The organism is Niallia sp. RD1, from assembly GCF_024219955.1.
Taxonomy (GTDB): domain Bacteria; phylum Bacillota; class Bacilli; order Bacillales; family Cytobacillaceae; genus Niallia; species Niallia alba.
Genome location: NZ_CP100420.1, coordinates 1160482 through 1185779, shown reverse-complemented (window position 1 = coordinate 1185779; position 25298 = coordinate 1160482). Strand labels below are relative to the sequence as shown.

20 protein-coding genes are annotated in these 25298 nt (G+C 36.1%); 16 read left to right on the top strand and 4 right to left on the bottom strand.

The window, feature by feature from the left end:
* Positions 1-58: 58 nt before the first annotated feature.
* The 9 genes from NKG37_RS05490 (at position 59) to NKG37_RS05450 (ending at position 12276) form a co-directional block, all read left to right on the top strand.
* Positions 59-520 (top strand): zinc metalloprotease, encoded by a 462-nt coding sequence (locus NKG37_RS05490; protein WP_224427577.1) that lies wholly within the window; start codon positions 59-61, stop codon positions 518-520.
* 89 nt (positions 521-609) lie between these two features.
* A complete protein-coding gene (locus NKG37_RS05485) occupies positions 610-1641 on the top strand; it encodes a polysaccharide pyruvyl transferase family protein (RefSeq protein WP_254415939.1) in 1032 nt (343 codons plus the stop codon).
* Between the two features lie 238 nt (positions 1642-1879).
* Positions 1880-3127 carry a sugar ABC transporter substrate-binding protein gene (locus tag NKG37_RS05480; RefSeq protein ID WP_169189469.1) on the top strand — a complete coding sequence of 416 codons (1248 nt, stop codon included), beginning with the start codon at positions 1880-1882 and terminating at the stop codon, positions 3125-3127.
* Between the two features lie 158 nt (positions 3128-3285).
* Positions 3286-4179, top strand: a complete 894-nt coding sequence (locus tag NKG37_RS05475) for a carbohydrate ABC transporter permease (RefSeq protein ID WP_016201585.1) — start codon at positions 3286-3288, stop codon at positions 4177-4179.
* 12 nt (positions 4180-4191) lie between these two features.
* Positions 4192-5022, top strand: coding sequence for a carbohydrate ABC transporter permease (locus NKG37_RS05470; RefSeq protein ID WP_016201586.1), 831 nt, complete (start codon positions 4192-4194; stop codon positions 5020-5022).
* Between the two features lie 11 nt (positions 5023-5033).
* The gene (locus NKG37_RS05465; RefSeq protein WP_254415938.1) at positions 5034-7193 is read left to right on the top strand and encodes a glycoside hydrolase family 3 N-terminal domain-containing protein; all 2160 of its coding nucleotides are present in this window, start codon (positions 5034-5036) and stop codon (positions 7191-7193) included.
* 10 nt (positions 7194-7203) lie between these two features.
* Positions 7204-10518, top strand: a complete 3315-nt coding sequence (locus NKG37_RS05460; RefSeq protein WP_254415937.1) for a GH36-type glycosyl hydrolase domain-containing protein — start codon at positions 7204-7206, stop codon at positions 10516-10518.
* An 18-nt stretch (positions 10519-10536) separates the two neighbouring features.
* The gene (locus NKG37_RS05455; protein WP_016201589.1) at positions 10537-11508 is read left to right on the top strand and encodes a LacI family DNA-binding transcriptional regulator; all 972 of its coding nucleotides are present in this window, start codon (positions 10537-10539) and stop codon (positions 11506-11508) included.
* Between the two features lie 9 nt (positions 11509-11517).
* Positions 11518-12276, top strand: a complete 759-nt coding sequence (locus tag NKG37_RS05450) for an alpha/beta hydrolase (RefSeq protein ID WP_254415936.1) — start codon at positions 11518-11520, stop codon at positions 12274-12276.
* A 76-nt stretch (positions 12277-12352) separates the two neighbouring features.
* Here the strand turns inward: NKG37_RS05450 and NKG37_RS05445 are convergent, their stop codons facing one another.
* Positions 12353-12991: a copper homeostasis protein CutC gene (locus tag NKG37_RS05445; RefSeq protein ID WP_101728933.1), complete on the bottom strand. Its 639-nt coding sequence runs from the start codon at positions 12989-12991 to the stop codon at positions 12353-12355.
* A gap of 125 nt (positions 12992-13116) precedes the next feature.
* On the opposite strand from NKG37_RS05445, the gene NKG37_RS05440 reads away from it, so the two are divergent.
* From NKG37_RS05440 to NKG37_RS05430, 3 genes are all read left to right on the top strand, one after another.
* Positions 13117-13857 carry an alpha/beta fold hydrolase gene (locus tag NKG37_RS05440; protein ID WP_212117600.1) on the top strand — a complete coding sequence of 247 codons (741 nt, stop codon included), beginning with the start codon at positions 13117-13119 and terminating at the stop codon, positions 13855-13857.
* 261 nt (positions 13858-14118) lie between these two features.
* Positions 14119-15396 carry a histidine--tRNA ligase gene (locus NKG37_RS05435; RefSeq protein WP_016201596.1) on the top strand — a complete coding sequence of 426 codons (1278 nt, stop codon included), beginning with the start codon at positions 14119-14121 and terminating at the stop codon, positions 15394-15396.
* A 444-nt stretch (positions 15397-15840) separates the two neighbouring features.
* A complete protein-coding gene (locus NKG37_RS05430) occupies positions 15841-16398 on the top strand; it encodes a tyrosine-type recombinase/integrase (protein ID WP_016201597.1) in 558 nt (185 codons plus the stop codon).
* A gap of 38 nt (positions 16399-16436) precedes the next feature.
* On the opposite strand, the gene NKG37_RS05425 is transcribed toward NKG37_RS05430, so the two are convergent.
* Entirely contained in the window at positions 16437-17129 is a 693-nt protein-coding gene (locus tag NKG37_RS05425) for a universal stress protein (protein WP_016201598.1), read from the bottom strand.
* 230 nt (positions 17130-17359) lie between these two features.
* Here NKG37_RS05425 and NKG37_RS05420 point away from each other — a divergent pair, with 230 nt between their 5' ends.
* A complete protein-coding gene (locus NKG37_RS05420; RefSeq protein WP_254415935.1) occupies positions 17360-19810 on the top strand; it encodes a Na+/H+ antiporter subunit A in 2451 nt (816 codons plus the stop codon).
* A gap of 40 nt (positions 19811-19850) precedes the next feature.
* Here the strand turns inward: NKG37_RS05420 and NKG37_RS05415 are convergent, their stop codons facing one another.
* Together NKG37_RS05415 and NKG37_RS05410 are read right to left on the bottom strand one after the other, a co-directional pair.
* The gene (locus tag NKG37_RS05415) at positions 19851-21092 is read right to left on the bottom strand and encodes an IS110 family RNA-guided transposase (RefSeq protein WP_016205480.1); all 1242 of its coding nucleotides are present in this window, start codon (positions 21090-21092) and stop codon (positions 19851-19853) included.
* A gap of 397 nt (positions 21093-21489) precedes the next feature.
* Positions 21490-22731: an IS110 family RNA-guided transposase gene (locus NKG37_RS05410; protein WP_254415919.1), complete on the bottom strand. Its 1242-nt coding sequence runs from the start codon at positions 22729-22731 to the stop codon at positions 21490-21492.
* Positions 22732-23034: 303 nt separating this feature from the next.
* On the opposite strand from NKG37_RS05410, the gene NKG37_RS05405 reads away from it, so the two are divergent.
* Genes NKG37_RS05405 through NKG37_RS05395 form a run of 3 tightly spaced genes read left to right on the top strand, consistent with a single transcriptional unit; the run spans position 23035 to position 25275 of the window.
* Positions 23035-23460, top strand: a complete 426-nt coding sequence (locus tag NKG37_RS05405) for a Na(+)/H(+) antiporter subunit B (protein WP_016201600.1) — start codon at positions 23035-23037, stop codon at positions 23458-23460.
* Positions 23460-23798, top strand: coding sequence for a Na(+)/H(+) antiporter subunit C (locus NKG37_RS05400; RefSeq protein ID WP_016201601.1), 339 nt, complete (start codon positions 23460-23462; stop codon positions 23796-23798). The genes NKG37_RS05405 and NKG37_RS05400 overlap by 1 nt, the downstream gene beginning before the upstream one ends.
* A complete protein-coding gene (locus NKG37_RS05395; protein ID WP_254415934.1) occupies positions 23791-25275 on the top strand; it encodes a Na+/H+ antiporter subunit D in 1485 nt (494 codons plus the stop codon). The genes NKG37_RS05400 and NKG37_RS05395 overlap by 8 nt, the downstream gene beginning before the upstream one ends.
* Positions 25276-25298 lie beyond the last annotated feature (23 nt).

The window sequence follows — 25298 nt, the reverse complement described above, 5'->3', positions numbered from 1 at the left end:
CTACACACTCGTAGCACTTGAACCGTTCATCCTAATAGGAAGAGAAGGGAGGATGACGATGTTTTCCCTAAGTGATCTTGATAAATTTGCATGGGCCTTTTTCGTCATTTTGCCTATTGTTAGCTTTATTCATGCTGTTGGACACCATTTTTTTGTTTGTCTATTTGGCGGAAAGGGTGATTTGATCGTTGGCAAGGGTAAAGAGATATTTTGTATTGGTCCCATCCATATTCGTTTGTTTTATTTTATAGACGCAGCTTGTCATTATAAAGGGATTGAGAAAAAAAAGAGATGGCAACGAATTTTAATTCATGGGGGAGGCAGTTTATTTAACTTATTGACTGTTTTAGTGATTAATTTCTTAATCATTCAGGATATTTTACCAAGAAGCTCCTTTTTCTATCAGTTTGCGTATTTCTCTTTTTACTATATCTTTTTTGCATTGCTTCCTTTTGATTATGGAGAAAATGCGCCAAGTGACGGCCAAGCAATTCTTTTAGCATGGAAAAAAGGAAGGTAAGAGAGAAAGTGACTATTTTCGGAATACTTATTACTCCTTTTGGGTACATGACAATAAACCCGAAGATCTATAGAAGGAGGAATAATGTTATGTTAAATCAAGCAAGAAAAGAGTTTAGTATAGTAAAAGGAATTGCTCCTAATGTTAATCAGGATGCTTTATTTAATGATAAAAGAAAGGTATTTCTATTTGGATCTCCGAGTTATACGAATATGGGAGATCAGGCAATAGCATATGCGGAAGAAAAATTTATTGAAAATTGTTTTCCATACTATGAATATATTGAAATTATGGATTATGCAACAGATGAAGGAATAGAGCTAGTTAAAAAGATTATTAATGCAGACGATATTGTTTGTTTTACAGGTGGAGGAAATTTAGGAAGCTTATATGTAGATATTGAAGAGGATCGCAGAAAGGTAATTGAGTCATTTAAAGATTACCGCACGATTGTGTTCCCACAATCAGCCTTTTTTGAAGATACGGAGGAAGGGAGAGCAGAAAAGAAAAAAAGTCAGGAAGCATATAACCAAAACCCTAATCTAACATTAGTAGCAAGAGAGAAGCAGACTTTAGAAATTCTGAAAGATACTTTCCAAGCAAATGTGCTGTACACTCCGGATATGGTGTTATCTCTTTCCATTGAACCGAGGGACCTTGAAAGGGAAGGTGTTCTATTTGTCTTAAGAGCGGACAAGGAAAAGGTCACGGAAGAAAGTTTTGTGTCTGATTTAATGAACTTAGTAGGGAAAGATAATCATGTCGAGCGAACAGATACGGTACTTTCAGAGGTTGATGTGATCGATTATGCGGACCGAGAAGACCAGTTATTGAAAATGCTTGATAAAATTGGTTCGAAAAAATTAATTATTACAGATCGCCTGCATGCCATGATTTTTTCTATTATTACTAAGACCCCTTGTCTAGTATTTGGGAACAGCTATGGAAAAGCGAAGCATTCTTATAATGATTGGCTACACGAACTATCGTTTATTGAATATACCGATAATAAAGATTTAAATGGGCTGCCATCTATCATTGAAAAATTACAAAGTGCTGAGCCGAATAAGATTGACGTAAGAGAAGATTTTCAAGTGCTAAAGGATTTTTTTAGAGGGTAAACCTATTTTATTTTCGATGTCTCAACAACGCTTAAAGAGAAAAGTACTATCAATAAAAATTGTTGATAGTACTTTATCTTTAAACATTGTTGGGCATTTTTTTATCTTTGTGAAACGTTTCTATATATAAAATCAAATAATACGATTAGAAAACGCTTGCAAAGTAATAATTCGTGATATATACTTACTTATATCGAAACGTTTCTATAAAATTCATCTAAAAATGGAGGAAACAAGAATGAATTTCAAAAAGAAATTTGCATTGCTAGGAACCACAGCACTACTTGCAGTTGGATTAATGGCGGGATGTTCTGATAGTAAGAATGATGCTAGTAACTCAGAAGTACTGACAGTTTGGGGGATGGGGGATGAAGTGAAACAACTCCCTAAAATGGCAGAGGAATTTACAAAAGAAACTGGTATTGAAGTTAAAATTCAAGCAATTCCTTGGGCTAGTGCTCATGATAAATTATTGACAGCGGTAGCTTCGAAACAAGGTCCTGATGTACTTCAAATGGGTACTACTTGGATGCCGGAATTTCAAGCAGCTGGTGCACTAGCTGATATGGGGGAATACATCGATAAATACGATAATTTAAACCCAGATAATTTTTTTGAAGGTTCAGTAGAAACAACAAAGTTTGATGATAAATATTATGCTATACCTTGGGCTGCAGAAACAAGAGTTTTATTCTATCGTACAGATATTTTAGAATCTGTTGGATATACAGAGGCACCTAAAACGTGGGAAGAACTTGAAGATGCAGCAAAGAAATTATCAGAACGAGGAGACAATATGTATGGCCTAAATGTAGACTCTAAGGAACAAACATTAGGCTTCATGTTTGCACGACAAAACGGTTCTGATTTATTGTCTGATGACGGAAAGCCACATTTTAACGAGGCACCGTTTGTAGAAGCAGTTACGTATCTAAATGATATGATTCAAAAAGGTTATGCACCTAAGCAGGACTTAGGAATGGATGTTTCGCAAACGTTCTCAGGCAATGCTATTGTACCAATGTTTATTAGTGGTCCATGGATGGTAAAAGCGGTTAATGACACAGTGCCAGATATTGAAGGCAAATGGGCAACTGCTGTTCTACCTTCTGGTAAAGAAAATAATTTTTCAAGTCTTGGCGGTTCTAATTTAACAATATTTGAACATTCAAAGAAAAAAGATCAAGCGGCACAGTTTATTGATTTTATGGTGAAAAAGGAAAATCAATTAAAATGGTTAGAATTAACGAATGCAATGCCTACAGTAAAAGAAGCATGGAATGATGAAAAATTAGCTGGTGATCCATTATATCAAGTATTTGGAGAGCAAATGGAAAATTCTCGTCCAATGCCGTTAATTCCTGAATTTGAAGAAATTGCACAAAACTATTTGAAGCATTTTGAGAAAATTTATCTAGGTGGAGAAGATGTACAGTCAGAACTAGATGCGTTTAATACGGAAACAGAAAAAGTTTTAAGCAAATAAACGAGCAGAGAGGAGTATCTCAAACTTTGGAGGAAGCTATCTAAATACTAACGGTTCGATCAGAAGTAATAAAAAACTGATCAAATACGTTAGAAAAATAGAATCTTCCTTCTAGGAGATGCTCCTTTTCTATTTAAAGTAAAGGAAGTGCTTTAAAATTGAGAAACTTTACTAGTAAAAGAGCCCCTTACCTATTTATATCTCCTGCATTGCTCTTACTAATGTTGTTTTCCTTAATTCCAATTGTCGTAGCATTTTTTATTAGCTTTACAGATATTAGTTTAGTCGGATTAGCAGATTGGTCACAAATCAATTTTGTGGGATTAAGCAATTATAAGGAAATTTTAACAGACCCTGTTTTCCTTAAATCAATTGGAAATACCTTATTTTATGTGGTTATTGGTGTACCTTTAGTTATCGCTTGTTCTTTAGGTATTGCTGTCATGATTAACTTTGGAGAAAATAAGATATTTCAATTTTTCCGCTTAATTTTTTATACGCCATCTATAACAAATGTGGTCGCTGTAGCAGTAGTGTGGAGTTATCTTTATAATCCAAGCTTTGGGTTTTTAAACTATTTGCTATCCCTGATCAATGTTTCTCCGGTTCCGTGGTTGCAAGATCCAACGATGGCAAAAATTTCATTAATTATTCTCGCTTTATGGAGAGCAATTGGTACGAATATGATTATTTTTTTAGCAGCTCTTCAAGGTATACCGAAAGAATATTATGAGGCTGCTTCATTAGATGGAGCTAATCGACGCCAACAATTATTTCAAATTACGATACCGATGCTTAAGTTTGCTACTTTCTTTGTAACTATTACTACTATGATTGGCTGGTTACAGTTCTTCGAAGAGCCATTTATTATGACCAATGGTGGACCTTTAGATAGTACTACTTCAGTTGCACTATTTATTTACCGGAACGGGTTCCAATTTAGTAAGTTTGGTTATGCAGCAGCAGGATCATTTATTTTATTTATTGCGATTATTATCGTTACATTGATTCAATTCCGCATTCAGCGTAAGAGTGATGAAGAATCAATATAGGAGGAAATAGCTATGAATACATCTCTAAAACAAACGAGAACTTCGAAGTGGATTGTTGGAATTATTCTTACAGTTGGCGGATTTTTTATGGTCTTACCATTTATTTGGATGATCCTTTCTTCCTTAAAGACCGATGCAGAAATTATGCAGTTTCCACCAACCATTTGGCCACAGGAGTTTACCTTAGCTAATTTTAAAGAACTGTTTTTAGCGTTTAACTTTGCAGTGTATTTAAAGAATACATTAATTATCGTCCTTTGCTCATTTGGCGGATTAATTTTAAACGCGATGGCGGGATATGGATTTGCAAAATATAACTTCAAGGGAAAGAATATTTTATTTTATTTAGTGCTTGCAACGATGATGATACCTGGGCAAGTCACAATGATACCAGTTTATTTGATTTTGAATGCAATGGGCTTAACGAATACAATGGCAGGTATTGTTCTTCCGGGATTAGTTGGAGCTTTCGCTATTTTCTTATTCCGTCAATTTATGTCTACCATATCGAATGAGTTACTAGAAGCAGCTAGATTAGATGGTGCAAGTGAATGGAAAATATTTTGGAAAATAATAATGCCGGTTTCACGCCCAGTTATTGCAGTACAAGGAATCCTGACTTTTATTGGTGCATGGAACTCCTTCTTATGGCCGTTAATTATGGCAAATGATGAGAAATACTATACTTTATCTGTTGGTTTACAACTATTAAAAGGACAATATGCAAGTAATTATGCCTTACAGATGGCAGGTTCTACTTTTATGATTATTCCAATCATTATTGTATTCATGATATTCCAAAAATACATCCTGCAAGGATTTAATGTATCAGGATTAAAGTAAGGAGCATGTAAATGAGACAAGAAGAGTTAGTTAAATTAGTGGACGAATTGACAGTAGAGGAAAAAGTAGATCAGCTTCTACAGCTATCAGCCGATTTTTACACAAAAAAAAATGAAGAAATGACAGGACCATTAACCGATTTAGGGTTAACGGAAGAAAATATTAAACAAGCAGGATCCACTTTAGGCTTATCAGGAGCTCAAGAAGCTATACGTGTCCAAAAAGAATATATGAATAAGCATCGCTTAGGTATTCCAACATTAATGATGGCTGATATTATCCATGGTTTTCGTACCATATTCCCGATTCCCTTAGGATTAGGAAGTTCATGGAGTTTAGAAGCCGCAGAAAAAATGGCGCAAATTTCTGCATTAGAAGCCAGTGTATCCGGTTTACACGTTACTTTTTCACCAATGGTTGACTTAGTGCGCGACCCTCGATGGGGAAGAGTAATGGAATCAACAGGAGAAGATGCTTATTTAAATGGCAAATTTGCTAAAGCATTAGTGCGTGGCTATCAAGGGGAAGATTTGAAAAGCGATACAGATCGAGTAGCAGCTTGTGTGAAACACTTTGCAGCATATGGTGCTCCAGCAGGTGGAAGAGATTACAATACGGTAGATATGTCTGAACGTCAATTAAGGGAAAGCTATTTGCCAAGCTATAAAGCAGCTATTGATGCAGGGGCAAAATTAGTAATGACCTCTTTCAATACAGTAGATGGAATTCCGGCAACTGGAAACGAGTGGCTTTTTAGAGAGATATTAAGAGAACAGTTCGGTTTTGATGGGGTGGTTATTTCTGATTGGGGAGCAGTGAAAGAACTGATTGCCCATGGAGTAGCTGGAGATGAAAAAAAGGCTGCTGAGCTTGCTATAAAGGCAGGGGTCGATATCGAGATGATGACCACTTGTTATGCTCATTATTTAAAGGAGTTAATCGAGGAAGAAGTAGTAGAAGAAAAGTTGTTAAACGAAGCGGTACTGAGAATTTTAGAACTGAAAAACGATTTAGGATTATTTGAAAATCCTCATCGTGGAGCAGATGCAGACCGGGAGAAAGAAGTAATTTTATCAACATTACATCGAAAACAAGCTAGAGAAATAGCGGCAAAATCGATTGTATTACTAGAAAACAATGGTGTCTTACCATTATCAATGAATCAAAAAGTAGCAGTCGTCGGACCGGGAGCAGATTCACAGGACATCTTAGGAGCATGGTCATGGCAAGGGAAAATGGATGAAGCTGTTTCGTTATTAGAAGGAATGCAGGCAAAATCTGATCATATTATCTCTGCCGAAATGCCTTGTGACTACTTTGAATTATCAGAAGATATGATCTCATGTGCAGTAAAAGCAACGAGTGATGCAGAAGTCATAGTATTAGCTTTGGGTGAACAAGAATGGATGAGTGGTGAGGCAGCAAGTCGAAGTGACATTTGTTTACCGAAAGAGCAGATTAGACTATTCAAGCTATTAAAGGATACAGGTAAGCCGATTATCGTTACTTTATATAATGGCCGTCCATTAGATATTAGTGAACTAGATGGAGCAGCTGCCATTGTAGAAGCATGGTTCCCTGGTACAGAAGGTGGAAATGCGCTAAGTGACGTCTTATATGGAGATGTAAACCCAAGTGGGCGTTTAAGCATGAGTTTCCCTGAAAATGTTGGACAAGTGCCGATTTACTACAATGTAGATAATACAGGTCGTCCTTATGAAGAAAATCCGGATGAAAAATATGTTTCTAAATACTTAGATGTTTCTAATTACGCACGCTATCCATTCGGTTATGGATTAAGTTACAGTGAAGTTATTTACAGTAATTTACAATTAGATAAAGAGGTTATATCAGAAGAAGAAGCCATAGAGGTTACAGTGGAAGTAGAGAATAGAGGGGACTATCTCGTTACAGAAACAGTCCAGCTTTATATTCGTGACTTAGTTGGTGAAGTTGTACGTCCTGTTAAGGAATTAATAGACTTTAAGCAAGTTCAATTAGAAAGCGGAGAAAAGCAAGTGGTTACCTTCGCTATTTCCGAGAAACAGCTTCGGTATACACATAGAAATATGAACTTCTCTAGTGATAATGGTGATTTTGAAGTAATGGTCGGACCAAATAGTATAGAACTTCAATCAAAATGTTTTGAATTAAAAAAGATAAGAGGATAGGAATGAAGACATGAATACTCAAACAGTTACTTTGAATGGGAATGATACGACTTTTTCTTTTCTTCCTAGCGGGGATATATATGAAATTCGTCATAAAGATATAATGGTCAACCAACTCATAGGGAATCTATTAGATGGTAGTGCGAACCAAATCTATTTACGAGTGTTTAAGGAAGGGGAAATTTTCTCTACACCTTTACTTGGTGTTCGATCAGATAGTCAACTATCAGTAGGTGAGCACACATTAATTTGGAGCGGCAGCTTTGAAGGTGTATCCTATGAAGTCCAATTTTTACTAACTTCACATGATGTATGGTTTTGGGAAGTTAGTTTACAAGGGGATCAAACAGTAGATTTATTATATGGGCAAGATATTGGGATTGCAGCAAAAGGAGCAGTTCAATCAAATGAGGCATATGTGTCTCAATATATTGATCATCATATTGATACACAATACGGATATACAATCTGTTCTAGACAAAATCAGCCACAAGGGGCGAAGTTTCCATATCTTCAACAAGGGTGTTTACAAAAGACAATCGGATTTAGTACAGATGGCTATCAATTCTTTGGGAAGTCTTACAAAGAAACAAACATTCCTGAAGCATTGCAAAAGGAAAGCTTGCCAACGGAGGTATATCAATATGAAATGGCCTATGTCTCTTTGCAAACAGAGAAACAACATGTACAAGAGAAGCAATCGGTTGTTTTTTATGGTTCTATCTTAGAAAATCATCCAACAGCTGTAGAAAAACCATATTTCACTACTCAACAAATAGAAGAAATTTGGACAGAAGCAAACAAATTGGAGCAGGTTACGAAACCGGTAAATAAAATAACTAATATTGCTAATCAGGTTGTACAAACAGAAATATTGACGCCTAAAGAAGTAAATGAATTATTTGGCAATCAAATAGAAAAAGAGATGGTAGATCAAAAACTTATGTCTTTTTTCACGGATAATCAGCATCATGTCGTGTTAAAAGAAAAGGAAGTTCAAATGGAAAGACCACATGGGCATATTCTATTGAGTGGTACTGATTTAGTAGTAGATAGACCAGTAATGGCAACAACAGTCTATATGTACGGTATTTTTAACTCACAAATTGTTTTAGGAAACACCTCTATGAACAAGATGATGAGTAATAATAGAAATTCACTTAATATAATGAAGAAATCTGGTCAGCGAATTTATATGAAAATAAAGAATCAGTGGCAGTTATTAGCGATGCCATCTGCATTTGAAATGGGCTTTAACGTCGCTAAATGGTATTACAAGCTGGCGGATGATTTGATTGTAGTGACAAATTATACTTCTGTAGAAGATTATGAGATTAAATTAAACATCGAGAGTATAAGAGGGGAAAAATATGACTTTATCATTAGCAACCATATTTTAATGAATGATGGTGAAGATTCTATTCCATTCAAATGGAATCAATCAGATCAAGTCATCACTTTTAATGGAACACCTAATTCTACTGTTGGTCAAGGATATCCAGAATTAACGTATCATGTACATGTTGAACAACCCTTTACATTGAAGGATGAAACGGTTTTTGTTTCTTCTGAGGAGTCGTCTAGCTTCCCGCTAGTCATGGTAGAATTGAATCAAGAACATGCAGTAAACCTTACTATTCAAGGGAATTTGCATAAAGGAGATTATCAACATCATCGAAAGAATGAAACGGAAGAGACGGAAAGCTATGAGCGTTATCTGGATGAATTACTGAATGGTTTTCAAATGAAGCATGAGAATCCGCTAATTCAGGAAGAAGTAGAGAGAATGAACCTGCTTAGTAGATGGTATTCTCATAATATGCTAGTTCATTATCTATCTCCACATGGATTAGAGCAATATGGAGGAGCTGCATGGGGAACAAGGGATGTTTCTCAGGGGCCGGTTGAATATTTCTTTGCTGTTAATCGTCCTGAAATTGTTCGTGAAATTTTGAAAAAAGTATATGCGAACCAATTCGAAAATGATGGGAACTGGCCGCAGTGGTTTATGTTTGATCGCTTTGAAAAGATTAAGGCAGATGAAAGTCATGGCGATGTAATCGTATGGCCATTAAAGGTTGTTGGAGATTATTTAACATTTACAGGTGATACGAGCATATTGGATGAACCTATTCCATTTACAAGCAGACATACATTTGAAAAAACAGCGGCGCACTATCCGTTATTGGAACATGTAAAGAAACAAATTCATTATATAGAAACAAATTTTCTGCCGGATACGTTTTTATCATGCTATGGAGATGGGGATTGGGACGATACCTTACAGCCGTATGATAGCAGGTTAAAAAAGAATATGGCTAGTAGCTGGACAGTAGCTCTTACATACCAGACATTACGTAATTTGGCAAAGGCATTAAAGGATTATGATAATCAGTATGCAGAATATCTTTTTGATTTGGTGAAAAATATCAAAGCGGATTTTGATAGATTTATATTAAGCACAGATACGATACCTGGATTTGTTTATATGGAAGATTCGAATCATGTGGAATTAATGATACATCCAGAAGATGAAAAAACAAATATTCAATACCGATTATTGCCAATGACGAGAAGTATGATTGCAGAATTAATTACACCTGAGATGGCGGAGCATCATTATCAAATAATTAAAGAAAATTTATATTTTCCAGATGGCGTGCGTTTAATGAATCGTCCTGCATTCTATCAAGGTGGGGTAAGCACAAACTTTAAACGCGCAGAACAGGCTGCTAATTTTGGTAGAGAAATTGGTTTGCAATATGTCCATGCCCATATTCGCTTTACGGAAGCAATGGCGAAGTTAGGGAAGGCGGAAGAAACGTGGAAAGGATTAAATACGATTAATCCAATTAGCATCAAAGACCGAGTGGAAAATGCAGCGATTCGCCAAAGTAATGTTTATTTCAGCAGTTCTGATGGCGATTTCAAAACTAGGTATGAAGCACAAGAGAATTTTGGTAAACTTAAAAATGGCGATGTTGCTGTAAAAGGTGGCTGGCGTATTTACTCCAGTGGCCCAGGAATCTATATAAATCAGTTGATAAGCAATGTATTAGGAATTCGCCAAACGGCGACTATGTTTATTATAGATCCGGTTCTACCAGAAAGATTAAATGGCTTAACAGTAGCCTTTAAATTATTCGATAAACCTGTAAAAATTAACTATAAGATAGGACATGAAGATAGAAAGATAATTTTCAATGGCAATGTAGTAGAAGGTAAGTTTGAAGCTAATCTTTATCGAATGGGTGGAATATGCTTAGATAAAGAAGTGATCAAGAAGAGCTTACAACAAGAAAATACATTAGAAATATACTGCTAGTAGGAAGGGGTGAAGGCAATGGTAGGGATTAAAGATATAGCTAAGGCAGCTGGTGTTTCTATTTCTACCGTATCCTATGCACTAAATGGCAGTCCAAAGGTAACGGAAGCCACTCGTGCAAGAATAACTGCTATTGCAAATGAACTCAATTATATTCCTAATATGGCAGCGAGAACATTGAAAAAGCAGGAAACAAAAATTATAGCAGTCTACCTGGCTGATTATGGTGGGAGCTTTTATGGCGAGCTATTAGAAGGAATTAAAAAAGGTCTTGCTCATTACAACTACGATATGATTGTTTGTAGTGGGCAAAAGTCCCACCTTTTTCTACCGGAAAGAATGGTGGATGGAGGAATTATATTAGATTGGACCTTTAGTACCGAAGAAATTATTCAATTTGCCAATCGGGGTCATTCTCTCGTTGTATTAGATCGAGAAATAAGTTGCCCAAATGTTAGAAAAGTACTATTGGATAACAAAGGCGGAGCGACCTTAGCGATGGAAAAAATCATTGCAAGTGACCCTAATAAAGTCTATTTAGTAACTGGCCCAGAAGAAGCTTTTGATAGCCGCCAAAGGCTGGAAGCGAGTGAACGTGAATTAGCTCGCTATGGAGTAGAGTATGAGGTTATTCCATCTGCGTTTACAGAGGAATCAGGGTATGCTGCTGCGGAAATTATTCATTCGAAGATGACAGGTCCTCCTGTTACTATTTTTTCTTTTAATGATGAAATGGCCGTAGGAATTTATAAATATTTTAGAAATAAAGATAGAAAGATAGGTACAGATATTTCCCTTATTGGATTTGATAATATAGAAATCGGCTCCTTTTTAAATCCGTCATTAGCAACGATTTCTTATTCTAAGCATCGTTGGGGAATGGTTGCAGCTGAAAAGGTTGTTCAGCTGATAAATAATGAAGAAGCAGAGAATGAATCGATTATCACAAGTTTTGTAGAAGGCAAATCTTTTATCTCTAATAAAAAGTAGGTGTATAAAATGGCTATTTCTAAAGTGAATTTTCGTTCTGAGGTTTTAGGGAAAGTGACTTCTATGAATATATATCTTCCTGATAAAGAGAATAGCGCCCCTATGCCTGTTATCTATCTATTACATGGTTGGTCCGATAATGATGAAGCATGGCTAACTGCCACATCACTTGAAAGATATGCGTCAGACTATGAATTTGCCATTGTAATGCCACAAGTAGATTTAAGTTACTACACAGATATGGTACATGGAAATCGCTATTGGACGTTTTTATCAGAAGAATTACCTGCATTAGTTAGAAAGTGGTTTCGTATTTCGGATCAGAAAGAAGCTAATTTTGTTGCTGGACTATCAATGGGAGGGTATGGCGCAACAAAATTGGCTCTAACTTATCCAGATCGCTTCAATAGCTTCGCATCATTATCTGGAGCGATGGATGTCGTAGAACTATGGAAGAGAGATAGGAATAGAGACAAAGCATTTTCTACTATTTTTGGTTCTATTAACGAACTGGAAGGCAGTAAGAATGATTTATTTCACTTATTAGAGAACTTTGATAATAAAAATGAGTTAGCCATGCTTCAGATCTGTGGTACAGAAGATTTTCTTTATCAAGATAACCTTAAGTTTAGAGAGAAAGCAAAAGAAAAAATAAAGGAATTTCAGTATATTGAAATGCCAGGTGATCATAATTGGGCATTTTGGGATCATACGATTCAGATAGTTTTAAAATGGTTTGATGAGAACTATACTAGAGGAAATAATTAATGGAAAGGGACTATCCAATAAAAGGTAGTCCTTTTCCTATTCATAAGATGAAATAATGACTAGTTTAAGTAGTTTTTTATAAATCGCCAATGATGTTTGTCCCATGCGCTTCTACAATTCCTAATTGGAGGGATAGAAATGGAAGGTTAGCAGAGGTAATCCCTCCACCAGGAAGAATAATGATTTTTCCAGCAGCGTATTCGATATAACTTTTCAGCGTAGGTATATTATCTTCAATTTTAGTAGATAGGGGACCACCATGTGTTAATATCCGGTTTACCCGATGGGAAATGAGCCAGTCGATTGCTTGGTTCTTTAACTCAGGAGCAATATGATCAAAGGCCATATGAAAGGTAACCTCCAAACCAGTAGCAGCGGTTAAACACCTCTCCGTTGCATCTTCATCAATCCATTGCTCTTTATTTAAACAACCAATTACCACTCCATTGACACCAAGCTGTTTAAAAAGATGAATATCCTGGCACATAATATCCACTTCATCTTCGGTATAAATAAAATTCCCACCTCTTGGGCGAACAATTGCCATTACTTTAGTATTGGTTTTTCGACAAAAGGAGATAGTTTTAGCAGCAACACCATAGCTAACAGTCGTTCCCCCTACAGATAGATTATCGCAGAGCTCAATTCGATCTGCACCATTTTGAATAGCTCTTGGGACGAGTGTGAAGTTTTCTACGCAGATTTCTTTTATCATTGTCTCAACACCTTTTAATTAACGTCTAATTTAGCTAGTGTACCATATATTTACTGTGAAAAATCGGTTATACTTGATGAAATATAAAAATTTAGAAAATTAGTGAAATAAGGAGAGGGAATTGAGTGATATTACATACTTCTATTCAAGGAAAAGGAGAACCGATTGTATTTCTTCATACTGGTTTGCAAACAGGGTTAACAGATTTTGAGTATCAAAGAGCTTTTTTTCAAAGGCATTATCAGGTGATTTCTCCTGATTTAAGAGGGCATGGGCATTCTGTAGTTGCCAATTTTTCTAATTTCTTTGATGAATCTGCTAATGATTTGTTTGAAACGTTGGAACATGTAGGAATAGACTCTGCTCATATTGTAGGAGGATCATTAGGAGCATTGGTAGCCATCATTTTTGCAAAAAAGCATCCTAAAAAAGTAAAGAGTTTAACTATCTCGGGGGTTATGCCCTTAAAGCCTGTTAATTGGGAAGAGATACATCGTAAAGACATAGAGCAACAAAGTCACCTTTTGCAAAAGAAAGAGGTAGCTGATTATTTCAACCAAATTCATAGAGGGGATTGGAGAGAAGCCCTTTTAATAACACAAGATCCAACGTGGTATCCATTTCATGAACTTAAGGATATACATGCATTAAAGATGCCGATTCTTTGCATAGTAGGCGAAGGAAAAAGAGACGAGATAGAGGGCGCTTGCTATTATCAAGAAATAAATTCGAATACGCACATTGCAGCTGTTCCTTTTGCGGCACATTTAGTTCAGGATGAACAACCGGAGATTTATACTAAAATGTTAGACTCTTTTCTTATGAAATATGGCGATGCAAACATAAAAATGGGTGAGGAAAGTTAACCACTTATTAAAAAGTAAAGTGGTCTTGTATTCTAATTTCCAGTATGTTAAAGTATTTGGAAAATAAGAGGTGATTGAAATGGTTAACTGCGTACTTACTATCAACCTTTCACAATTACATCATCATAAACAGTAGTCTTGCTATTTCGATAAAAAATCGTACATAGGAAGACTATTTCTCATGAAACCGCATTTGATTAAGTTTTACTACTTAAATCAAGGGCGGTTTTTTATTTTATTTTAAATGGGAGGCATGAAAAAATGAAGAAGATGAATTACCAAAATGTAAAGGGAACGCTCGATTATTTGCCGGAGGAGGAAGGAATCAGAAGAATTATTCGAAGAACGATTGAAGATGTATTTATTCAGTATGGCTGTAAACCGATTGAGACACCTATCTTAAATTATCAAGAGTTGCTTGCTTCTAAATACGGAGGAGGAGCAGAAATCTTAGAAGAAATGTACACTCTTTCCGATCGGGGCAAAAGAGAGCTTGCATTACGCTATGACTTAACCATTCCATTTGCGAAGGTTGTGGCAATGAACCCAACGATAAAAATGCCTTTTAAACGCTATGAGATTGGCAAAGTTTTTAGAGATGGGCCGATCAAGACAGGCAGATACCGAGAGTTTACGCAATGTGATGTTGATATTGTAGGTGTTCAATCACAAATGGCAGAAGCAGAGCTCATGATCATGGCATTGGATATTTTTAAAAAGTTAAAAATGGACGTAACCATTCAATATAATAATCGGAAATTATTAGCTGGGTTTCTCCGTCAATTGAATATTACAGGGCAAATGATAAACCGAGTGATTTTGATTTTAGATAAAATCGAAAAAATTAGTAAAGATAAAATGAAGGCGGAACTAAGAGAAGCTGGATTAGAACAAATGGCGATAGACGCAATTGAAGCATTTTTACAAAAGGACTTGGATGGCATAGTGGAGCAGTATCAACAGATGGCTGAAAAGGAAGAGAGTATTAAACAAGGGCTAGAAGAATGGAACGAATTACAATCTTATATAAAACGGCTAGGAATGGAGCCATATTGTGTATTCAATCCATTTCTTGCGAGAGGTCTTGAAATTTATACAGGAACCATTTATGAAATTTTCTTAACTGACAAAAGAGTGAAGTCGAGCATTGGTAGTGGAGGAAGATATGATAACACGATAGGTGGTTTAATTGATTCCCAGGAAACCTATGCAACGGTTGGTATTTCCTTTGGATTAGATGTAATTTTATCCGCACTTTTATTAGAAGAGACTTGTTTAGACGCTAAAGGATTAGATTATTACATTATTCCGATTGGTTGTTCAATGGAAGCTCTTTTAGTGGCAAAAGCCCTTCGAGACCAAGGGTTTAAAGTAGAACTAGAATTAGGAAAGAAAAAACTTGCAAAAGCTTTAGAAAAAGCAAATAAAGAAGGTGTCAAAAAGGTAGTTATGATAGGAGAAAAGGAAGTGGCTGGAAATACCTATACAGTTAGAGATATGGAAACGGGAGAGGAATGGTTGGAAAAATTTAATTATTAATGGGGATGTGGCAGTAGATGGGGGATATTTACTGCCTTTATTTATGTTTGTCAAAGTTAGGAGCGTTGTTAATTGTTAAGGCCATTTTTGTGAAAAAGGGCAGTCAAGAGGTAACAGAGAAGCATTCTCTGTGACCGAAAACAAGAGGGAAAGCGGAAAAAGGTAACAGAGTCGAGGTCAAAGTCATTCATCCTAAAAAGAAAAGCAAAAGGTAATAGAAAAAACACATTCATTTTCACAAAGGTAGAAAAAGTCACAAAAGTCACAGAAAGTACCTTTTCAACAACAGAAGAAATCAAATTTCCGAAAAAACTTTTCAACAGACTATTTCCACACAAATGAAGCATACTACAAAAGAAAAAACATTCGATAAGAGATATTCATTGTAATGTTACTTAAATGATGATAACATAAAGTTATGTAACATTATTGGGAGGCAAACCGATGGAATATGTCGATCCTATAAAAGAAATTGAAAGTATTAATGCGATTAAAGAAGTGCTAAGGAAACAATCACAAAGAGATTTGCTCCTTTTTGTGTTAGGTATTAATACAGGAATAAGAGTTAGTGATCTACTCGCATTGAAAGTTCAGGATGTAAGGGATGAATCAGGGATTAAGGAGTTTTTGTATCTTCGTGATTCAGGTGAAGTAAAGGCATACTATTTAAACAGTAAGGTGCATGCTGAATTAGAAAGTTATTTGCAAGAACATGAATTCAAAGAGGATGAGTTTCTTTTTAAGTCTCAGAAGAATAATCAACCGATTACCCGCCAGCAGGCATATCGGATTATTAATAAGGCTGCGAAGTTAGTTGGAATTACGGGGAAGATTGGAATGCACACATTAAGAAAAACATTTGGCTATCATGCGTATCGAAAAGGGATTGCTATTTCGTTATTGATGGATGTATACAATCATACCTCTCGTTCGGAAACGCTAAAATATATAGGCATTAAAAAACAAGAAAAAAGACTAGTAAAAGTGGATGTCAATCTCTAAAGAAAAACTCCACCAAATTTGGTGGAGATTAGCCAGGACTATAGATAATCATCATCGTTACTAGCATTCGTGTCGATGTCAACATTTGTTAATTCGTTAACAATGTCCTCGTGTACTTGCACTTGCAGCGTTTCTTTATCTTTCATAAATTTGAATACACCATTATTAAAGTCCGTACCGTGTTCTTTAAAGAAAATTCCTTCATAAGCTACTTGTTTTGTATGATTGAAGATTAGGCGGTATCCATTTTGTTCTTTTACTAAATATGCACGTACACCTTTTTCATATTGTCCCTCTGGATTTTTCAAAAAGCGGGCAACAGAAATGATATGAAGATCAACAAAAGGAATTTCACGTAATAACGAATTAATAATCGAGCCTTTTGCAATCTGCTCCCAACGACTTTGCGCTGTTTGACCAAGGACGATTTGTGTGATGTTCTTTTCTCTAGCTACTTCTGCAACTACTTTGGAGATTGGTCTAGATTCCTTATCTTTAATGATAAACGCATCAGCGCTATGATGTTCAGCCAATTCTTTCCATCTTGCGATATAATTTGATTTTTCTGCATCTAACTCATCGAATGGCTTTGAATCCACTGTTAGGATATAGAGTGGACAATCAAGCATATTAGCTAATTTACAACCACGTTGTATAAGACGTTCACCGTTAGGACCGTAATAAACGCAGACAAGAATACTTTCATCCATGCGTTCTTTTCCATTTACCATGATTTTTTCACCTCAGGTATAGATGTGAATGATTTACACCATTAATAATAAACTATGTATGACTATAACGTATGCTACTTTATGAGTCAATGCATTTCTTAAATAATCCAAATGAACAAATATAATCTGTTTCTTTTACTAATAGTAAGGTTAGACATAGTTTCCGTTATAAATACCTTTTTGTCTTAAGTTAATCAAAAATAGAACCAATTTAAAGGAGGGGAATAAAAATGACTTGGTTACATTTTATGATCTTATTTCCATTTATGTTTGCAATATTTGTACCTTTTATTTATAAAAGGCTAACGCCACGAATTCATACTGGCTGGTTCGTGCTATTTGTTCCATTAATCATTTTTATTTATTTGTTGACGTATATCCCGAAAATGGCAAAAGGAGATGTTTTTACTTCTACAGTCAAGTGGATACCTGCATATAGTATTAACTTTACTACGTATTTAGATGGGCTTAGCCTAGTTTTTGGATTGTTAATTGCAGGGATAGGAAGCTTAGTCATTTTATATTCTATTTTCTATTTATCAAAACATCGAGAAGCGTTGCATAACTTTTATGTATACTTATTGCTATTCATGGGAGCAATGCTTGGGTTAGTAATGTCTGATAATTATTATGTTTTATATGTGTTTTGGGAAATTACTAGTGTGTCGTCCTTTTTGTTAATTGCTTATTGGTATGAAAGGGACCGTTCAAGATATGGAGCACAAAAGGCAATGTTGATTACTGTTTTTGGCGGACTTGCGATGTTAGCTGGTTTGATCATGTTGTCTATTATGGCAGATACAACAAGTATTAGAGAGACGTTGCTTCAACTTAATCAAATCCATAGCCATGAACTATTTATACCTGCTATGATCTTAATTTTGCTCGGGGCATTTACGAAGTCGGCCCAATTCCCGTTTAGTATTTGGCTTCCTGATGCGATGGAAGCACCAACGCCAATTAGTGCATATTTACATTCTGCGACGATGGTAAAAGCGGGGATTTATTTGGTTGCACGTTTAACACCAATTTTTGGAGGAACAATAGAGTGGTTTTGGCTTGTTGTAGGCATAGGGATTTTTACTTTATTATATGGGTCCTTTAATGCTGTGAAACAGACTGATTTAAAGGCATTATTAGCATACTCGACTATAAGTCAATTAGGATTAATTATGAGCTTGCTGGGGCTAGGATCTGCTGCGTTATATAAGGATTTAGGAGTAGATGAGGCAGCGTTATATGCGACGGCTATCTTTGCAGCTATTTTTCACTTAGTAAACCATTCAACGTTTAAGGGTTCTTTATTTATGGTAGTAGGAATTATTGACCATGAGACTGGTACTCGGGATTTGAGAAGACTAGGCGGTCTCATTCACTTAATGCCTATTTCCTTTACTCTTACAGTAATTGGCAGTTTTTCAATGGCAGGTCTTCCTCCATTTAATGGTTTCTTAAGTAAAGAAATGTTCTTTACAGCTGTAGTGAATGCATCGCATATGGAAATATTTAATCTTCAGCATATTGGAATCTTACTTCCGATTGTCGCTTGGATTGCCAGTGTGTTTACATTTATTTATTGTATGATTTTAGTTTTTAAAACCTTTAGAGGAAAAAATAAAGCACCTAAACTAGATAAAGAGGTGCATGAAGCACCAATTGGCTTATTAATCTCGCCAATGATCTTAGGTGTACTTGTGATTGTTTTCTTCTTTATTCCTAATCTCGTATCAAAGTATTTATTAAAACCAGCCTTTGCCTCTATTTTGCCGTCACTTGCACATACGGTTGACTCTAAGAAAATTAGTGCCTTCCATGGGTTTAATACAGAACTTTGGATGACAATTGGTGTGGTAGCATTGGGAACGATTTTATATTTACTACTAAAAAAATGGTATAAGATTTATCGTCTATATCCACAAGCCTTTACATTAAGCAACTTATATAATCTTAGCTTGGAGTATGTAGAAAAGCTGTCTAAATCCATTACTAATTTTTATATGACAGGATTTCTACGTGATTACTTAGTCTATATTTTTGGATTCATTATTATAATCATCGGAGGTTCCTTGCTGCTGTTTAATGGAGTTACGTTTGATATGTCTCAAGATTCTCCGATAAGTATTTTTGATATAGGAATAGTCATTGCGATGATTATTAGCTCCGTTACAGTTCTACTCTCCAAATCAAGAATTACCTCGATTGTGGCTGTAGGAGCGTTAGGGTTTCTAGTTTCGTTTTTCTTTGTTCTTTTCAGAGCTCCAGATTTAGCATTGACTCAATTAGTAGTAGAAACAGTAACCACCGTTTTATTTCTACTGTGCTTCTATCATTTACCGCAATTAAAGAAGGAAATCAGCAGAGTTCGTTTTAAAGCGGTTAATGCTATTGTTTCTATAGGAGTAGGTGTTGTAGGAACGATTATTGCTCTTTCTGCTAACGGTACACATTTGTTTGACTCTATTTCGAGTTACTATGAGGATTCCTATAAGCTGGCCGGGGCAAAAAATATCGTAAATGCCATTTTGGTTGATTTTCGTGGAATAGATACTATGTTAGAGATTCTTGTGCTTACCGTTGCAGGCTTAGGTGTATACACGTTAATAAAGGTAAAACTAGTAGGAGGGGATAAGTCTGAAATAATTATTGAAATCACTATCTCAAAAAGAATGCATGACAAATAAACCATCATTGGATGATTTTTTTAAAATTTATACGACAAAATCAAGATGCTTCTAACACATGATAACCATGGTTTTTAGCTAATAAAATCGCTTGTTCTACCGTGATTTCACGGTTTACTGGAAGAACATCCGATTTTAAATATAATTCAGCGTTATAGGCTTCTTTCTTTTTGAGAATATTGTAGATAGCTGTTAAAAGCATTCGTGCAATCGCAATAATTGCTCGTTTGTGACCACGGCGTTTTCTTAGCCGTAGGTAACGGTTTCGAATTTCGGGATGTTTTTCACTTTTAACCACTGCGGTTGCACATTGCACCAAAAGTGGTTTTATGTAACATCCAGCTCTTGAAATTCTTACTGACTTTTTCTTGCCGGCACTCTCGTTATTTGTGGGTGTAAGTCCTGCCCAGGAGCATAAATGCTTAGCTGTCGGAAACACGTCCATATCAACACCTATTTCGGAAACCACGGCAATGGCGGAAAAAATGTTTTTAAAAGACGGAACAGTTAAGATTAAGTTGATTTCATCATGGTAGGACGCGGCAAGTGAAAGAATAATTTTTTCAAGATCTGCTTTACGGGCTCCAAGGTCTTCATAATGTTGTTTAATAACCTTTAATTTTTCAGCCTGTTCAGATGTAATGTATCCATCAATAGCGAGCTCGAGTTCAGGAAGTTTATGCTTCATGGAGCCATGAATTAAAGGTTCTAAATCAAATGAGGTGTCTAATGGATCCTTTAGTAGCTTCTCAATAATGTTCATGGAGCTTTTGCCGAAGGTATCCGAAACAATATTTCCAAGCTGAATATTAGACACAGTTAAACTGTTTTGAAGACGGTTTTTCTCACTCGACATAAAGTTAGTCAGCTTGAAGCGATAACGCATAAGGTCACGAAGCTGCCTAATCTCAAGTGGAGGCATAAAGCTTCCGGCTACAAGATCATGTTTAAATAAATCAGCAATCCATTTAGCATCTTTTTTATCGGTTTTTTTACCGCGGATTGCCTTGACATACTTAGGATGCGCCAAGGTGATGTTACAGGAATCTTCTAGTACATTGAACACAGGAATCCAGTATTTCCCGGTAGATTCCATACAAACATCCTGACAATCATTTTCACAAAGCCATTGTGACAGCTCAAGCAATCCTTTTGTATAGGTTGAAAAGCGATGGCGTTTGTAAGTGGTTACTCCTTTGGAAGTGGAGGCAATACAAGCCACAACAAAGGATTTGTGGACATCAATTCCACAACAAATGGGATAAACAATTTTTAAAGCCATAGGGAAAACTCCTTTATAAGATTTATAGGGATAGACAACATTGACTGATTGCCCAGCGATAAACGAGTAATGTTTATACAAAGATAAGTCTGCGTGCTCGAAGTCACACTTATTTGTGCTTGGAAAGGCAATCTACACATATAAAAATGCGGTCACTCCACAACTGGAGCAGCCCACTCACCTCCGCGTGATTTGTAGTTGATTGGTATCCCTATGGCTATAGATTTGCCAAAATAACGCTCAGTGCAAACTTGTTTCATTACGTTTTGTGCCTTGAGCGAAGCGAAAGGAATGGATATAAAGAAGTCTGAAATAATTATTGAAATCACTATCTCAAAAAGAATGCATGACAAATAAACCATCATTGGATGATTTTTTTAAAATTTATACGACAAAATCAAGATGCTTCTAACACATGATAACCATGGTTTTTAGCTAATAAAATCGCTTGTTCTACCGTGATTTCACGGTTTACTGGAAGAACATCCGATTTTAAATATAATTCAGCGTTATAGGCTTCTTTCTTTTTGAGAATATTGTAGATAGCTGTTAAAAGCATTCGTGCAATCGCAATAATTGCTCGTTTGTGACCACGGCGTTTTCTTAGCCGTAGGTAACGGTTTCGAATTTCGGGATGTTTTTCACTTTTAACCACTGCGGTTGCACATTGCACCAAAAGTGGTTTTATGTAACATCCAGCTCTTGAAATTCTTACTGACTTTTTCTTGCCGGCACTCTCGTTATTTGTGGGTGTAAGTCCTGCCCAGGAGCATAAATGCTTAGCTGTCGGAAACACGTCCATATCAACACCTATTTCGGAAACCACGGCAATGGCGGAAAAAATGTTTTTAAAAGACGGAACAGTTAAGATTAAGTTGATTTCATCATGGTAGGACGCGGCAAGTGAAAGAATAATTTTTTCAAGATCTGCTTTACGGGCTCCAAGGTCTTCATAATGTTGTTTAATAACCTTTAATTTTTCAGCCTGTTCAGATGTAATGTATCCATCAATAGCGAGCTCGAGTTCAGGAAGTTTATGCTTCATGGAGCCATGAATTAAAGGTTCTAAATCAAATGAGGTGTCTAATGGATCCTTTAGTAGCTTCTCAATAATGTTCATGGAGCTTTTGCCGAAGGTATCCGAAACAATATTTCCAAGCTGAATATTAGACACAGTTAAACTGTTTTGAAGACGGTTTTTCTCACTCGACATAAAGTTAGTCAGCTTGAAGCGATAACGCATAAGGTCACGAAGCTGCCTAATCTCAAGTGGAGGCATAAAGCTTCCGGCTACAAGATCATGTTTAAATAAATCAGCAATCCATTTAGCATCTTTTTTATCGGTTTTTTTACCGCGGATTGCCTTGACATACTTAGGATGCGCCAAGGTGATGTTACAGGAATCTTCTAGTACATTGAACACAGGAATCCAGTATTTCCCGGTAGATTCCATACAAACATCCTGACAATCATTTTCACAAAGCCATTGTGACAGCTCAAGCAATCCTTTTGTATAGGTTGAAAAGCGATGGCGTTTGTAAGTGGTTACTCCTTTGTAAGTGGAGGCAATACAAGCCACAACAAAGGATTTGTGGACATCAATTCCACAACAAATGGGATAAACAATTTTTAAAGCCATAGGGAAAACTCCTTTATAAGATTTATAGGGATAGACAACATTGACTGATTGCCCAGCGATAAACGAGTAATGTTTATACAAAGATAAGTCTGCGTGCTCGAAGTCACACTTATTTGTGCTTGGAAAGGCAATCTACACATATAAAAATGCGGTCACTCCACAACTGGAGCAGCCCACTCACCTCCGCGTGATTTGTAGTTGATTGGTATCCCTATGGCTATAGATTTGCCAAAATAACGCTCAGTGCAAACTTGTTTCATTACGTTTTGTGCCTTGAGCGAAGCGAAAGGAATGGATATAAAAATGAAGAAACCAAATGATATTATTATTCGAAGTATCACAAAGGTTGCTGTCGTGATTATTCTCACCTTCGCCATAAATCTTTTTGTCTCTGGGCATCATTTTCCAGGGGGCGGATTTATTGGTGGACTCACTTTTGCTGCTGCGATTATTTTGCTTTTTCTAACCTTTGATATAGAATCGGTGCGGAAGAATATTCCCGTAGATTTTAAAGTACTCGCAGGGGTTGGCGTATTAATCGCTGTCTTAACGGGTATTGGCGGAATGGTATTAGGTGAGGCATTTTTAACGCAAGCCTTTGGTTATTTTGATTTACCAATCTTCGGAAAAACAGAGCTAGCAACGGCTGTTATTTTTGATATTGGAGTTGCTTTAGCTGTTATTGGGACGGCTATAACCATTATTATGACGATTGGGGATGATCGATAATGGAGACTTTAATGTCTATTCTTGTAGGAATATTATTCTCGATTGGAATTTATCTTATTTTAACAAAGACTTTATTACGAATAATTTTAGGAACATCAATTCTTGGTCACGGTGTAAATTTGCTTATTATTACAATGGGAGGGTTGAATAAAGGAGGTCCACCACTCTTAGGAATAACGGATCATACTTTTGCAGACTCATTACCACAAGCATTGCTGCTTACCGCCATTGTTATAAACTTTGCAACGACTGCTTTGTTTTTAGTATTGAGTTATCGAGCATATAAAGTACTTGGCACCGATGATACAGATCTACTGAGGGGTAATGAGGATGAATAATATTGTAATATTGCCGATCATCCTTCCGATTGTATTTGCGATGATTATGGTAATTTTTAGAGACAAGGTCATGCTCCATCGTGTACTAAGCTTGGTAGCGATTGGTTCTGTGTTTGTGGTGACTGTCATTTTGATTGGGCAAATAAAGCATGCAGGAATTCAATCAGTCCAGTTGGGAGGATGGGAAGCACCATTTGGTGTAAGTATGGTTGCAGATATGTTTGCAGCTATTCTCGTTTTAGTTACTAGTATTGTAAGTTTCTGTTGTTTACTGTACGCATTTCATTCAATCGGAGAGCAAAGGGAAAAATATTATTTTTATCCGTTATTTTTGATTCTGGTAACGGGTGTAAATGGATCCTTTTTTACAGGGGATATATTTAACCTATTTGTTTGTTTTGAAGTGATGCTAGTTGCTTCCTATGTTTTAATTTCTTTAGGTGGAACAAGGGTTCAGTTAAGAGAATCGATTAAATATATTTTAATTAACATCATCTCTTCTTTTCTATTTCTTGTTGCAATTGCTTATTTATATGCGATTACAGGAACATTAAATTTTGCGCATTTATCCGTTCGTATTGCTGAAGTTGGTCAAGATGGATTAATGACAACTGTAGCCATTCTCTTTTTAGTGGTGTTTAGTCTAAAGGCTGGGCTATTTTTATTCTTCTGGCTTCCTGGATCTTATAGTGCACCACCGACAGCTATCTCTGCTATTTTTGCGGCTCTTTTAACAAAAGTCGGTATGTATGCGATTATCAGAGTCTTTACCTTGATTTTTTATCATGAAGTTCAAATCACTCATCTATTGATTGGTATACTCGCAGCTATTACAATGACGCTTGGTGCGATCGGAGCAGTTGCTTATCGAGATATCTATAAGGTTATGACCTATAATGTGGTTATTGGTGTTGGCTTTATTTTAGCGGGATTGGCGACTTACACGACAGTAGGGTTGACTGGTTCCATCTATTATTTCATTCACGATATGGTAATTAAAGCACTTATTTTCCTATTGGGGGGCACCATTATTCATCTTACTGGTACAAGTAAACTAGATGATATGAATGGATTGATTCGCTTGCATCCTCAATTAGGTTGGATGTTCTTTATTGCAGCATTGTCCTTATCTGGAATTCCCCCTTTAAGCGGTTTTCTGGGTAAAATATTTATTACACAAGGAACTTTTACTGCTGAATGTTATTGGCTAGGTGCATTTGGACTGATAAGTAGTCTATTTGTTCTTTATTCCATAATGAAAGTATTTATGTCCGTGTTTTGGGGCTATACAGATTTAACGCTAGAACAAGAAAAAGGGACAACAAAGGGATTAATGCTACCTATTGCTCTGCTTACTTTCTTAACGATTGCTTTAGGATTAGGGACAGAAGGAATACATCAATATGTAGATACAGCAGTGGATGGGTTAATGAATCCTCATTATTATATAGAAGCTATTTTGGGAAATGGAAAATAAAGTGAGTGATTAAATAGGCAGAA